Genomic DNA, 14383 nt, shown 5'->3' with positions numbered 1-14383 from the left:
TGCGAAAAAGCCTCACTCCTACGAAGGCTTGGCAACAAAAGAGGGGAGGTTTCCCAAGGTTCATCAATGGCCGATGGAGACTTCATGACAAAGAGAATATCTGCGGACCGCTCCGCTTGTGATTGCTGCGGAGATCCCATTCTCCCTAATTTTTCAAGGCGTTCAATGCTTTTTGGCGCATCTGGCATGGCTGGTCTCGGCATGTTGACTAGCGCGGCCCCATTTGCAGCCCCAGCAGCATATGCCCAGCAGGGCACTTCAATTAAACTACCCGGTCGGAGCGAACTGGTAATCAGAAAGGGTTCGATCGTCACCGTTGATGATAAGCTTGGCAATATAGAAGGTGGCGACATTCATGTCCGCAATGGCGAGATCATTGCGATCGGAAAGGACCTTCAAGTTCCCGCGGGCGTGGAGGAGATCGATGCCTCGCGGAGGATCGTCATGCCGGGTTTGGTTGAAACTCACTGGCATACATGGACAAGTGCCGTCAGAAATCTGCTGGCACCCGAATTTGAGTATTTCAAACTGAAGGGCGCCGTCGTTCCGCATATGACGCCCGAAGATTTTTATGCAGCCGACATGCTGGCGATGACTGAGGCGCTTAACGCGGGTATCACCACGATCCACAACTACTGCCACCACGTCATGTCGCGTGAGACCGTGGAGGCAGAGATGCGCGCCCACCAGGATGCCGGTATTCGTGCGCTCTACACGTTCGGGCATCGTGACGGGCTGGCGAACGACAAACTGATCGACCTCGATCTCGCCGCTGGTATCCAGGCCAATTGGTTCGGCAGCAGTTCGCCACTCGACGGGAGAGTGACTTTCGGCATCAACTCGCGCGGGCCGGCATCACTTTCGGAGGCGATTTTCCGGAAAGAACTGGACTGGGCGTTCGAGCGTGATTTGATGGTTGCCATGCATGCAGGCCAGAACCGCTACAGTTATTCCGTGGTGCCGCTGAAGCAGATGGGTTACCTCGGTCCCAAGACGCTAATCGTTCACTTCGTTCTGGCCAAGCCGGAGGACCGGGCTGTCATGGCCGAGACCAACGCACCCCTCAGCTATTCCGTCCACTCCGAACTCAGGTTGGGCGGTGGCGGATATCAGGCGCAGCAGCTGGTAGCCATGGCCAATGACGGCGTGCTTGTCTCGTTCTCGTTCGACGGGAACACGCTTGCGCCGATCGACATGTTCGAAACCATGTCGACTGCCTGGTACATGGGGATTCCGTATACCGGTTCCGAAACTGAAAAGATGAAACCGCTGAACTTCAAGCAGATCATCGAGATGGGCACGATCAACGGCGCAACGGCACTCGGCCTCGGGGACAAGACCGGCTCGCTGACGGTTGGAAAACGGGCGGACATTACCCTGGTCCGGGCGGACGACCTGAACATGATCCCCCATGGGTTCGTCGATGGCATGATTGCGCGCACCGCCCGCGCTTCCAATGTCGATACGGTGATCGCTGATGGGCGCATCATGAAGCGAGGCGGAAAAATCGTCGGTCTTGATGTGGAGAAGGTGAAATCTGATGCGGTGAGATCAGCCTTCAACTTGCGTCAGAAGGCTGGTGGCCGCATCGCTCCGAGTTCGACTACGCCTCCCGCCTTCTGATCAGAACCAAACGCAAAACGGGTTGGATGCTGGCGGAAGAGGCGGGCTTGGATGCGACACTGGCTCTGGCGATCACCCCCGATCCGACCGGCTGGGCCGGGTTGAGAGGGAGGAGCGGGGCGGGTGAGAGCACCGCTTCGGCTTTAGCTTTGAGACTGTGAATGCAGGCGATCATTCCGCTGCTTCCACGCGCGCCAGCACCTTCTGCCGTTTCGCAATGACTTCCGGATCGTTCATGAAATCCGTCCGCCGACCAGGCTTGCTACCGCGCTTCTGATAACCATTGCTCTTGCTGCCATCCGGTATCCCAAACATATGATCCGTCTGGCCAGTGCGGCGAGGGCCGCTCTTGCTACGCTGCTCTTCCCGCCCAGCTTGCAGCTCAGCGACGATCAACAGCACGTCGCACAAACGCTTGTTCTCAACGACTCCGGATGATGTACCGATCGCAACTTGTCGAAGGTTCTGTAGGGTAGGGCAAAGCTCTCGTGCATGATCTCGATGCGACCCTCCGATAGTCGCAGACGAGAACTTCTTACCCGCCAAGGGCCTAGAAAGGTCCGTCGGATCAAGAATGAACAGCACCTTGTCGTAGCGCAGCGTCAGGGCCTGCGACAGCGTGCGGACTTCCTTCCGACACACGGCGCCGTCAAGGTTCTCAAGATCGGCCAGTGGCCGATGCATATCCTTCGGATTGCGTGGCGGTTTGCCAAAACGGGAATTGAAATCCGCAATGAATTCTGACGCATAAGCGTTGGCCGCCTCAATCGTATCAATGCCAAGAAGCCGCAATTCCTTGACCAGTCGGTCCTGCGGCGTCTGGACGAGACGACCGCGCCGGGACCACACCCCGGCTTTCAAGGCGAAGGTGGCGCTTGCCGCCATCAGGGGCGAGCAGACGCTGGTGGAATTGTCCCAGCAGTTCGACGTGCACGCCAACCAGATCAAGCAGTGGAAAGACCCGCTCCTTGTGGGGGCGACAGACGTTTTTGGTGATGAAGCCAAGACGGAACCGGCGGCACCCCCTGTCGATGTGAAACCGCTTCATGCCAAGATTGGCGAACTGACACTGGAGAACGATTTTTTGTCCGGTGCGCTCAGCAAAACCGGATTGCTGGGCGGAAAGAAATGATCGACCGCTCGCACAAATTGTCCGTCGTGCGCCAGGCGAAGCTTCTCGGCTTCAGTCGTGGCAGCATCTATTATCTGCCTCGTCCTGTCTCCGATGGCGATCTCATTCTGATGCGGCGGATCGACGAACTGCACCTCGACTATCCGTTCGTCGGAAGCCGCATGTTGCAAGGGCTTTTGAAGGCAGAAGGGCTTTCAACCGGGCGTCTTCACGTCACCACGCTGATGAAAAAGATGGGCATCGAGGCGATCTACCGTCGTCCGAACACCTCCAAACCAGCGCCGGGGCACAAGGTCTATCCCTATCTGTTGCGCAACCTACCCGTCATCCGGCCAACCAAGTCAGGGCGATGGACATCACCTATATTCCGATGGCATGCGGCTTCGTCTATCTTGCCGCCGTCGTTGACTGGTTTAGCCGCCGGGTCCTGTCGTGGCGGCTGTCGATCACGCTGGAACGGCTTTCTGCATCGAGGCGGTCGAGGAGGCGCTTGCCCGCTATGGAAAGCCAAAAATTTCAACACCGACCAAGGTTCGCAGTTCACCTCTGTCGACTTTACGACCGCGCTGAAGAAGGCTGAGATCGCCATCTCGATGGACGGCAAAGGCGCGTGGCGGGACAATGTCTTCGTCGAGCGGCTCTGGCGTTCGATCAAATACGAGGAGGTCTATCTCCACGCCTACAAAACTGTGCCCGAGGCCCGCGCTGGCATTAGCCGTTATCTGACCTTTTGCAACAGCCGACACCCGCATTCATCCCCTGACCGGCAGACGCCGGATCAGGCTTACTTCAACGCGCTGATGCGAATCCAGGCAGCAGCATAATCAAGGCGGAAATCCACTTACCCAAAGGCCCGAAACTGTTCAAACAAACCGAGCCAGCTCTGTCCGGGGTCAAACACCTAGTGCAAGCCGTCCCGTTGTTGGAATTATCGAGGGACAGCGCGTAACGATGATACGGGATTTGCTGCAACGCCGGATGGCCCGCGAGAATGTGATGCATGACCGGTCAGGAATCACGCTTGGTGCACCAAGTCGAAACGCAGCTAAGCCCAGAGCTCACAGATGTGGTCCACGGTGAGGTTGGCTTGTCCGGTGATCATGTGCATGCCGGAATGGGTTTCGACACCCTTTGCGGCGGCCAGTGCGAGAAGTCTGGTAGTCTCGGGTTGGGCAATGACTTCGGCGAATGTCATGCTAGGCTGCAGGAGATCTGGATTAAGCGGTAGCGCGTCCGTATCCTGAAGGCCGAGTGACGTGGCATTGATGACGAGCTGGCCTGCTTCCGGCTCGGGTTTGCCTGCCTTGGCAACCTTTCTTCCAAAGTCAGCGTTCACCGTCTCCACCAGCGCTTCGGCTTTGTCAAAGGTTCGATTTGACACCGTGATGCTATTGGCGCCGGCCTCGACGAGGGCAAAGGCTATAGCGACCGAAGCACCACCAGCTCCGATGATGAGCGCGTCGCGACCTTCCATCGCGATCCCCTTCGACCGGAGGCCGCGCACAAAGCCCTTGCCGTCGAACTGATAGCCTCGAAAGCTGCCGTCGCGCTCGCGCCGGACGAAGTTGACGGCGCCGACCCGGACAGCCACCGGATCGAGACTGTCGCAGAGATCGATCGCCGTCTGTTTATGAGGTAGGGTAATGCCGAACCCCACGAGGTTCGGCATCGCCTTCAGACCGGCCCAGATTGTAGTCAGGTCCTTTGCGGGAACATGGAGCGGGACAGATACGATATCTGCTCCGCGTGCCGCAAAGAGTGGGTTGACCGCCGCTGGCGACTTGGCCTGGGCGATAGGGTCGCCGATGATGCCAATCAGCCTGGTTGTGCCGCGAATGTTGACACTGCTTACCACGACAGTTCCTCGCGCTTGAGCCAGACGATGCTGCCGTCCTCAATGCCAACAATGATGTCGAGCGCGCCGCGGCCGGCCCAGTCGACGACCTCGGGAGAGGCGACATGCATCGCCATCTGAATGGCCTCGTCCCGGTGCTTAATCGGAACTGGCAATGCAAAGCGCGGCTCTTCCGGTGTTCCGACATTGCGCGAGTAGAACAGTCCTGCCTGCTTCGTTGTATTGCGGGGCGCGCCGGTCTTCGGATCCGGTGGCACGCAGGCGCGGGCATGGGTGCCGAAGATTAGATCCGTGCGACCCGTGCCTTCCCAATCGCAGAAGCAGAGCTTGACGCGCCCGCGACCGCCGCCGACATCGACCGTAAAGCGAATAGCCTCGCCATCTTCCCAACGCAGGAAACGTTTGTCGATGAGTTCCGTGTCGGACGCCTTCCTCCAGTCGCAGAGGACTCCGTCTTCATCCAATGCCACATAGTGGAGGTCGTTGTCCTTGAGCCAGTCGACGACCGCCGGTCGAACCCGCCAGACCGTCTTCAACGGCTTGCCCTTGAAGGTTAGGAACTCCTCCTCGCCAAAGCGTGGCGGCAGAACCTTTTCGCCGGTGTTGCGGAATAGCCTGTGACGGCCCGTAACGTCGCTGACCAAGATGTCCATTCTGCCATTGCCGGTCCAATCCGCAAGGGTCGGGCAGGAATAGCCGAACATCTTCTCCGAAGGTCCCTGGATAGAGCCCGTCAATCCTGCTGCAAGCCGGATCGGCGTGTCGCCACCCTTCAGCATGACTTCCTTGTCGAGATAGATGATCCCGTCTTTTTCAAGGCTCTGGTAGAAGAGCAACTCGCCCGTGCTGTTGCCGACGACCAGATCGTAGTGACCGTCACCGCTGAAATCATAGGCGGCGGGGCTTGGCAGGATGCCCGCGTGAATCAATGGCTTCGTGGTCTCGATGCGGCCGCGCTGCTCGAAACGCGGAAGTCCGTCTTCGCCATCACCGACGTTCTTGAGGAAGCTGATGTAGCCATCCTCGGCACCGTAAAGGATATCTTCGCGACCGTCGCCATCCCAATCGACGACGCAGGGGAGATGGATGCACTGTTCGAGTTCCAGAACCCTGTCGTCGATAGTGCGGATCAGGCTGGTGGGCTCGAAGGTTCCGTCTTCGCGCTGTCGGGCAATATGCAGGATATTCCAGAACTCGCCTGCGATGACGTGTTGCTGCTTAGTCCCGAACTTGCCGAATGTAGGCGCCAGCTGCCCATAGACCTCAAGTGGCGTTTCGCCGGCGATGAGGGCATGACCCTTTTCAAGCACGGGAGCTGCGACCGTACCTTTGTTCTTAAATGCGTATAGGAAGCCTCGCAGCGGTCCGCCGAGCCACCGGTCTGCGTCGTCATAGCCGCGATAGCCTTCGTCGTTCCATTCCAGACCGTTCGGCCAATAGTCGTTCCAGTAGTCGCTACCGACGATCAGTTCCTGCACCCCGTCGCCGTCGATATCGTGGAACCGGGCCATATGGAAATATTCGTTGCCCTTAACCCACTCGGCATCGAGGTCAAGGCGGATCGGGTCACCAAATTCAGGCGCGCCTTTTTTACCAACGTTGGGAAACACATAAATCTGCTTGCGCAGCCGCGACGCGGAGACAAGATGGAAAATATCTCCATCCTTGACGGCCGTTATGTAGCCGCGGACGCCTTCAACCAGCTCTTCTTCACCCAGGATAGGTGTGCCGTCAGGATTGGTGCCGATTTGGCGACGCAGGAAGACGCGACCGTCATAGCAAGCATCCCAAGCCGAAATCAGCATGTCCTTCGTACCCGTACCGCTCCAGTCAACGATCTCGACACAGGTGATGATCCGGCCTGCGACTGCTGCCGTCTCGACGTCCGGATGGTACTTCAAACCTTCAGAGCCGTAATTCGGACCGTGCCAAACAGTGGCGTCATCCTCCCATCGCGTCACGCTCATCGCAAATCCTCTCCACTCGCAGAGTATTAATGGAAACGAATTCTAAAACGAAAGTGCCTTTCAAATCCAGTGAAAAATGGTTCCGGCGCTTCTCCAGGATATGTGCGACACGAACTCAGGGGACAGCGATGGACAACGAGGCGGCGGCTGATGTTATTTCTGGCTAAAGCACAGGGTAACAGCGAGTGCGCTGAAACCTAGCGCGCCTGTCCATCGCGAACGATTAAAGCGAACTGATCGGATAACATCGCAGGACAGATCCAGCGGGTGACTTCGTTAGCCGCCCACCAGTGAACTAACCACTTTCCAGCACAGAAGCGAGGGAGGTTGCGGGAGTTCCTCAGCAAAGGCATATGATGATGTCTGCGATGGCAGAGACCACAATCTTAACGGCATAGCCCTGCGGAGATGGGCGAAGTTCCGAGATGGTGCAGTGAAGTACATAAACAGCCAGGTAGTTGCTACCGCACTGCCCCGGTAGCAACAATCAAAGGGGTCATGGTTCGCTGACGAACTCGGAGAGGCCAGATATCGCTCAGCTCCGCCGCCGCCTTATTGAGAGAACGGACTAAGTCAGGCCAACGATCTTCGGTTATCCGCATTAGGGGCCCTGCAACCGAGATCGTTCCAGCTACCGGAGCTTCGATGTCAGAACTTGTTCGAAACGGAACCGCAACCGCTGCAGTACCAGCCTCTCCCTCTTCGACAGAGGTCGCGAAGCCCCGTTCGCGGGTTTCATTCAGCCGAACTCTGAGTTCATCGATTGATCGAGCAGAATTAGGACCGAGCTTTCGTTTAGCCGTGAAGCCGCGAGAGTAGACGATTTCCAACGCCCGTTCTTCGGGAAGAGTGGAAAGCCATGCCTTCCCGTTCGCCGTTGCGTGAAGAACAATCTCTTGTCCCATGTCCGGATCATATCGGAGACCGGTTGTCGCACCTTGTGCGCGTGCCACCCACACCAAATCCTGACCTTCAAGGATTGCTAGGCGACAATATTCCTGCGTTTCCGCGGCCAACCGATTCAAAACGGATTGGACCACGTCAGGCACATTCCGCGCATCAAGGTTCCGGAACGCTAAGGCGCTCAATCTAAGAGACAGGGCATAGTGTTGACTCGCGGCATCTTGGGTCACCCACCCGTGGCCAATCAGCGTCGTCAAAAGACGATGGACCGCACTAGCCGGCATATCGAGGCGTCCGGCGAGGTCGGACAACTCAATCGCTCCTGCTTCTCCAGCCAGCACTTCCAAAAGGGTGAGGCATCGTGATACGGCTGCAACGGTCAAACCTCAAATCTCCTTTTAATACAGCATATAAGGTTTGTTTCCAATTTGGAATAGGCTTCCACAAACGATCCTCATCTGTCATTGGCCGGGTGCTCGTCCAAGATCATTGTAGGACCCTCTGCGCCATTTTCTGTGGCGCTCAACTTGACAGCCACATCCGTAAAATGGTGAGCGTCGATGGTGAATTGTCTCAAAAGTATATGAGAAGCAGATCCTTGGCATCGATCTGATCGCTGGCCTGCGAGGACTTCTGCCACCGCCCCGTCCTTTCGGCATCAGCACCGTCCGCCTCTTCATCGCCTCGATGGCGAGAAGCACGTCGCCGGGCTCGCGACCTGGCCACCCGTCATGAAGACGCCCCGCATCGGCGCGCCGAGATGAACGTCATTGGCGGCATCCAACTTGCGGCGCACTGCGCCCTTGGCTGCGCCGTGCGCCCCGACCGGCACCTTGATGCGCCGCGGCTGGCCGTGGAACTCGAAGAACACCGTGACTATGCCTTGGCGGTCCACGACGCTCATCGTCTGATTGACGATGGCAGCATCATCATACTTGATGAAAATGGAAATGGATTCTAAAAGGTAAGCAAATTTCAAATATGGGAGCTTCAAATGAGAGTGAGAGCTGATGGCGTCGTTCCAGTGACGCTCACCCGAATGACTGAAGACGATCACATTGCTAGGGCAGGTCATGAGGGAACCGAACATTTCCGCGCCGGCGTCGCAAAGCAAGCTTAGGATTAGCAGTTATGATCGTCACGTTTGGATCAATCAATGTTGACCTCATCTACCTGGTCGAGGAGATACCTCAAGCGGGTCAGACCGTCTTAGCGCGGGGTTCGCGAACCGAGGCTGGAGGGAAGGGGGCCAACCAAGCGTTGGCGGCTGCGCGGGATGGCGCAAAGGTCGTCATGACGGGGGCGGTCGGTGACGACGCCATGGCCCCTATCGCCCTTCAGAATTTGGAGGGCAAGGTCGATATCAGCCGCGTGGTCCGATCGAGGGAACCCACTGGCTCCGCCGCGATAATGATCGATGCCAATGGCCGCAACATGATTGCGGTTGCAGCAGGTGCCAACCTTGCCGCGCAGTCTGATGGTGTTGAAGATGAGCTGCTTCGGAATGCAAGTTACGTCCTGATGCAGATGGAGAGCCACGCTACTCAGATCGAAAATCTAATCAGACGCGTCTCCAATCATCCTGCAAAATCGATCCTCAACCTCGCGCCTGCCTACCGGCTGGATCGCGACCTTCTGTCCTTGATCGACATCGTAATCGTCAACGAAGACGAGGCCGAAGCTCTTGCAGGTTGGCTTGGATGCGAGCCGGGCGCGAGATCATTGTCAGACGCTCTCAACACCGGGGTCTTGCGTACCATGGGAGGCGAGGGAGCCGAAGCTTTCATCAACGGCGAGGAGTTAAGAGTACCGGCGCTCCCCGTCGATGCCGTGGATACGACTGCAGCTGGCGACTGCTTTGTGGGCGTGCTGGCTTCAGCTCTCGATCGAGGCCTCTCTTTCGACGCGGCGATGCGGCGAGCGGCAACGGCCGCTGCAATTGCCTGCTCCCGCCCGGGAAGCCAGTCGAGTATTCCGCACATTACCGAGACGGATAGTTGGATGACCTGAGAACAACCGCGAGAGCACGGATAACAGCATTTTTAAAGTTCCATAATCTATCTTATGCGATACTAGACCGGGTGGGGGGTGGGTTCAAGGATGAAGTGCGACTTGCGAATGATGCCAATGGGTTATCACTCCGCAAGGAAGACGCAATGAGACGCACCTATTCCCAGATTGGATTGGACGAACGCCGTAAGATTGCTCGCTGGAGGACGGCTGGCCTCAGTGTCGCGGTCATCGCCGAGAAGCTCGGACGACATCGTTCGACGATCTTTCGTGAAGTCAGACGCAATATGTTCGTCGACAAGCAGATACCCGATCTCAGCGGCTATTATTGCGTGACGGCGCATGAGATGGCTTGCGAACGTCGTGCGAAGCTGCGGAAGCTTGCGCGCTTCTCACACGTTCGACAATCGGTGATCGAGCGCATCGTGCACGGCTGGTCACCGCAGCAGATCGCCGGTCGAATGCGGCTGGAACGTCATCCGATCTCGGTGAGCCATGAGACGATCTACAAGTTCGCCTATTCGGCCGACGGCCATGCCATCAAGCTGTGGCGGCATTTGCCGGAGCATCGTGCCAGGCGCAGACCACGACACGCCAGACGCAAGCACGGCCAACGGTTTAGCCCGGACTTGAACATCCTGCGCCGCCCAGACGTCGTTGCCGATCGCAAGCAGTTCGGCCATTGGGAATGCGATCTGATCCAGTTCCGCAAGAAGTTCGGAAAGGCCAATGTGACGTCGCTTGTCGAGCGGGTCAGCCGCTTTGCGATCTTTCTGCGCAACAATGATCGGCAGTCCCGGCCTGTTATGGACGGCCTCATACAAGCCCTGCAGTCCCTGCCCCATCTTGCCCGCCGTTCGATCACCTTCGACCGCGGGACGGAGTTCACCGACTGGCCGTATCTCCAGGCCAGCATCGGCACCCAAACGTGGTTCTGCGATCCACAATCACCCTGGCAGAAGGGCACGGTCGAGAACACCAACGGCAGGGTAAGGAAATGGCTTTCGAGAGAGGTCGATCCACTGTCGGTCACAGACGCCGATCTGATCGAGATCTGCAATCGGCTCAATGCGACACCGCGCAAATGTCTTGGCTATCGAACGCCAGCCGAAGTCTTTCGCAAAAAACTGCTCGCTCAGATGAGACACGCCGGTTAGCTTGGGCAGCCCCGCAAGTCGCGGTTCAGCATGAACTCACAGGGTTCAAGGATGAAGTGCGACTTGCGAATGATGCCAATGGGTTATCACTCCGCAAGGAAGACGCAATGAGACGCACCTATTCCCAGATTGGATTGGACGAACGCCGTAAGATTGCTCGCTGGAGGACGGCTGGCCTCAGTGTCGCGGTCATCGCCGAGAAGCTCGGACGACATCGTTCGACGATCTTTCGTGAAGTCAGACGCAATATGTTCGTCGACAAGCAGATACCCGATCTCAGCGGCTATTATTGCGTGACGGCGCATGAGATGGCTTGCGAACGTCGTGCGAAGCTGCGGAAGCCTGCGCGCTTCTCACACGTTCGACAATCGGTGATCGAGCGCATCGTGCACGGCTGGTCACCGCAGCAGATCGCCGGTCGAATGCGGCTGGAACGTCATCCGATCTCGGTGAGCCATGAGACGATCTACAAGTTCGCCTATTCGGCCGACGGCCATGCCATCAAGCTGTGGCGGCATTTGCCGGAGCATCGTGCCAGGCGCAGACCACGACACGCCAGACGCAAGCACGGCCAACGGTTTAGCCCGAACTTGAACATCCTGCGCCGCCCAGACGTCGTTGCCGATCGCAAGCAGTTCGGCCATTGGGAATGCGATCTGATCCAGTTCCGCAAGAAGTTCGGAAAGGCCAATGTGACGTCGCTTGTCGAGCGGGTCAGCCGCTTTGCGATCTTTCTGCGCAACAATGATCGGCAGTCCCGGCCTGTTATGGACGGCCTCATACAAGCCCTGCAGTCCCTGCCCCATCTTGCCCGCCGTTCGATCACCTTCGACCGCGGGACGGAGTTCACCGACTGGCCGTATCTCCAGGCCAGCATCGGCACCCAAACGTGGTTCTGCGATCCACAATCACCCTGGCAGAAGGGCACGGTCGAGAACACCAACGGCAGGGTAAGGAAATGGCTTTCGAGAGAGGTCGACCCACTGTCGGTCACAGACGCCGATCTGATCGAGATCTGCAATCGGCTCAATGCGACACCGCGCAAATGTCTTGGCTATCGAACGCCAGCCGAAGTCTTTCGCAAAAAACTGCTCGCTCAGATGAGACACGCCGGTTAGCTTGGGCAGCCCCGCAAGTCGCGGTTCAGCATGAACTCACATGCGTTCGGGATCGATGATCCGATATCCCTCAGATCCTCTTCGACCAGCAAAAGTCGCCGCCGCGCGGCGAGATCCGGCAATAGCGCCTCAAGCGCGGGGTTGAAGAACAAGGCGTCGAGATCGCCATGGAAGAGGTACTGCATCTTAAGAAAGCGGCCGTAGCGAGCGGTTCGGCGTCGTGCGGCACGCATCCCAGCCTCTCGGCAGCTCAAGCCGGAAGAAGCACGATGCGGTGGATCGTTTCCTGGGCGATGCGGGCGTCGCTGTAGAGGAGTGGCACGTATTCGCCTTTCGACCAAATACTGGCCAAATCCCCGTAATGAGACGAACGGGGATCGCCGGACTGGCCGGGTGTGTTGATGCAGACGCTGTTGTCCCAGTCGCCGACATCCATGACGAGGCGGACCGAGGCGCCGGCGTTGACGCCGAAATCCCCCATCCGGTAGCCGGCATGCATGGGTGTGGAGCGGCTGCCGCCGAGCGGCAGCGGGCCGATGTTCCAGCTACCGGCCCAGTCCGTTGCGCCCTGGGACTTGATGCGGCTGGTCGCGTGTTCGAAGAGCGCCCGGTGAAGGTCGCCCCAGCGCCAGAGGACCGGGTCGGGGCCGAGCCGGGCTTCGCAATCGGCAAAGCCGGCAGAAAGTGTCGAAAGCAGCATGGCGTCCCGTTCGGTGGCATTCCAGTGCGTGCCAGGCTCGCTGAGAAGAAGCAACATGCGGTCGACATCGCCGGGCAGCAGAAGTTGGCGAACGGCTAGATTCGGTGCAAACCTTGCCAGCAGAGCGGGCCGCAGATGCTTCATCCACCATACTTCGAAGAGTGCGGCCGGTGCACTGCCCGCTCCGAGGCGATAGTCCCAGCCAACAAAAAGTTCCGCAGCACGGTTCTGTCGCTCATCTAGTGGTCGGCGGCTGGCAGTTTTTCCCAGCAGGCCGCAGATGATCGCAGCAGGGCGGGAATAGACGTCGGTCTGCAAAGCCATCGAGGCCTTCAGCGTGTGTTTGGGATCGGCGCGCAGGACCGATTTGATGCGCTGGGCGCGGCTCACCTCCGCCCATTCGTGGCCGATCGACGGAGCTCTCGGGTCACGGCTCGCCGGCAGATTCATCTCGTTGGCAGAAGCCACGAAACCATCGGCCGGATTATAGGCGCGCGGAAGCTCGCCGGCGGGCAGGAAACCGTCCCATTCATGGCTGCCGTGGCCCGGCACGGGCAGCAGGCCTTCCCAATTTCGGCGCACCGGCGTGAAGCCGGCGGTGAACCAGCCTAAATTGCCATCCACATCGGCGCTGACATGGTTGACCGAGGGCGTACCCCAGGACCCGAGCGTCTGCGAAAACGCATGCACCGAACCGCTGCGCATATAGGACAGGCTGCCGAGATAAGCGGCGGAACCGGGTGACAGCCAGACGGAGCGCATGGCAATGACCTGGCGGATCTTCGGGTTTTCGTGGAGGATCGGGCCGTGGCGGGTAAACGAAAGCGTCAGCGTCTGGTCGGGATAGCCCCTGACCGGGAAACTCTCCTCGATGCGAGTGATCTTCTCCCAGCCGTCGCCAAAGCGGTACGAATCTGGATCGCCTTCTTTGGTCTCGTACACATAGACGTCTTCCTGGTCGGCGCCGAAGATGGTGAGGCCGAAGGCGGTGCGGTCGTTATGGCCGAGCGAGATGCCGGGCGCGGTCGGTTCACCGGTGCCGATGACGTTGAGGCCGGGAGCCTCGAGATGGACGAGATAACGCAACGACGGCACGGCATGGGCTCGGTGCGGATCGGTTGCAAGGATGGGCCGGCCGGTCTCGGTGCGGGAGCCGTGCACCGCCCAATTGTTGGACCCCTCCTCCGCGATCGCCTGGACGATATCGCCGAGATCGGTGACCTCAGTCCATTTCCAGACGTCGTCCAGCCCAGCGGTTAGGCGGGCCTTGTCGAAGGTGACGGCGGCTGTGGCGAGCTTGAACAGACGCGTCGCGACGAGCGGGATATCGGCGAGTGAAATCCCCTCCTCCGGCTTCGGCGAGACCGGCGGATCGAGCTCGAAGCGCAGCAGGTCGGTCTCTGCGTCCGCAAGTGCCATGATGTTGGCGCGCAGGATTTCGGAAATGCCGTTGCGGGTTAGCGCATGGCTGCGGATACGCACCACATCGGCCGGCTGCCAGCGTGACGGCTTGGTGCCGAAGACGGCGAATTCTGGCGGCAAGCGAGCTGGCTCCACTTCGCAAAGCGCGACATAGGCATTGATGCCGGCGGCGAAAGCGGTGCAGATCGCTTGCGTATCCGGCGCGTAGGAAGTCCATTCGGGAGCCATGTCGCCGCGGTAGAGGAAATGCCGTGCGGCATGGTCCTGCGCCAGGTAACCGGGGCCGAAATCGGCAGCGAGCAGGCCGAGGCCGCGCTTGCGCCACAGGTCGAGTTGCCACAGCCGGTCGCGGGCGGCATTGAAACCCTGGACGAAAAACAGGTCCTTTTCGCTCGCCGCCTTGATATGCGGGATGCCCCATCGGTCGATGCGGATTTCCGCCTGGGCTTCGAGGCCGGCTAGCCGGAGGGTTTCGTGTACCTGGTCGTCGCTCATT

9 protein-coding genes and 3 pseudogenes are annotated in these 14383 nt (G+C 58.8%); 5 read left to right on the top strand and 7 right to left on the bottom strand.

Translation table 11 applies throughout. The features are described 5' to 3' along the window. Positions 1-186: 186 nt before the first annotated feature. Positions 187-1623 carry an amidohydrolase family protein gene (locus LZK81_RS27320; RefSeq protein WP_233957121.1) on the top strand — a complete coding sequence of 479 codons (1437 nt, stop codon included), beginning with the start codon at positions 187-189 and terminating at the stop codon, positions 1621-1623. Between the two features lie 171 nt (positions 1624-1794). Here LZK81_RS27320 and LZK81_RS27315 read toward each other — a convergent pair. Next, positions 1795-2454, bottom strand: a pseudogene (locus LZK81_RS27315) (ISNCY family transposase); the annotation flags it as partial. Here LZK81_RS27315 and LZK81_RS27310 point away from each other — a divergent pair. Next, positions 2399-3579: pseudogene (locus tag LZK81_RS27310) on the top strand (IS3 family transposase). The pseudogenes LZK81_RS27315 and LZK81_RS27310 overlap by 56 nt on opposite strands. A 221-nt stretch (positions 3580-3800) precedes the next feature. Here the strand turns inward: LZK81_RS27310 and LZK81_RS27305 are convergent. The 4 genes and pseudogenes from LZK81_RS27305 to LZK81_RS27290 all read right to left on the bottom strand — a co-directional run. Next, positions 3801-4610, bottom strand: a complete 810-nt coding sequence (locus tag LZK81_RS27305; RefSeq protein ID WP_233957119.1) for a shikimate dehydrogenase family protein — start codon at positions 4608-4610, stop codon at positions 3801-3803. Then, positions 4604-6577 (bottom strand): FG-GAP repeat domain-containing protein, encoded by a 1974-nt coding sequence (locus tag LZK81_RS27300; protein WP_233957118.1) that lies wholly within the window; start codon positions 6575-6577, stop codon positions 4604-4606. Before LZK81_RS27300 ends, LZK81_RS27305 begins: the two co-directional genes overlap by 7 nt. Positions 6578-7038: 461 nt before the next feature. Then, positions 7039-7863, bottom strand: coding sequence for an IclR family transcriptional regulator (locus LZK81_RS27295; protein ID WP_233957116.1), 825 nt, complete (start codon positions 7861-7863; stop codon positions 7039-7041). Between the two features lie 190 nt (positions 7864-8053). Continuing rightward, positions 8054-8399 (bottom strand): annotated as a pseudogene (locus LZK81_RS27290) (biotin/lipoyl-containing protein); the annotation flags it as partial. Between the two features lie 212 nt (positions 8400-8611). Between LZK81_RS27290 and LZK81_RS27285 the strand changes: the two are divergent. From LZK81_RS27285 to LZK81_RS27275, 3 genes are all read left to right on the top strand, one after another. Next, positions 8612-9490 (top strand): ribokinase, encoded by an 879-nt coding sequence (locus tag LZK81_RS27285; RefSeq protein ID WP_233957114.1) that lies wholly within the window; start codon positions 8612-8614, stop codon positions 9488-9490. A gap of 146 nt (positions 9491-9636) precedes the next feature. Continuing rightward, positions 9637-10647, top strand: coding sequence for an IS30 family transposase (locus LZK81_RS27280; protein WP_233953407.1), 1011 nt, complete (start codon positions 9637-9639; stop codon positions 10645-10647). A 107-nt stretch (positions 10648-10754) separates the two neighbouring features. Next, positions 10755-11765: an IS30 family transposase gene (locus LZK81_RS27275; protein ID WP_233957112.1), complete on the top strand. Its 1011-nt coding sequence runs from the start codon at positions 10755-10757 to the stop codon at positions 11763-11765. On the opposite strand, the gene LZK81_RS27270 is transcribed toward LZK81_RS27275, so the two are convergent. Together LZK81_RS27270 and LZK81_RS27265 are read right to left on the bottom strand one after the other, a co-directional pair. Continuing rightward, entirely contained in the window at positions 11762-11998 is a 237-nt protein-coding gene (locus LZK81_RS27270; RefSeq protein WP_233957110.1) for a hypothetical protein, read from the bottom strand. The genes LZK81_RS27275 and LZK81_RS27270 overlap by 4 nt on opposite strands. A gap of 17 nt (positions 11999-12015) precedes the next feature. After that, positions 12016-14382 (bottom strand): penicillin acylase family protein, encoded by a 2367-nt coding sequence (locus LZK81_RS27265; RefSeq protein WP_233957108.1) that lies wholly within the window; start codon positions 14380-14382, stop codon positions 12016-12018. Between the last annotated feature and the right edge of the window lies 1 nt (position 14383).

Source organism: Neorhizobium galegae (assembly GCF_021391675.1).
Lineage (GTDB): Bacteria > Pseudomonadota > Alphaproteobacteria > Rhizobiales > Rhizobiaceae > Neorhizobium > Neorhizobium galegae_B.
The sequence above is the reverse complement of the archived record's forward strand: the minus strand, read 5'-3'. Positions and strand labels throughout refer to the sequence as shown.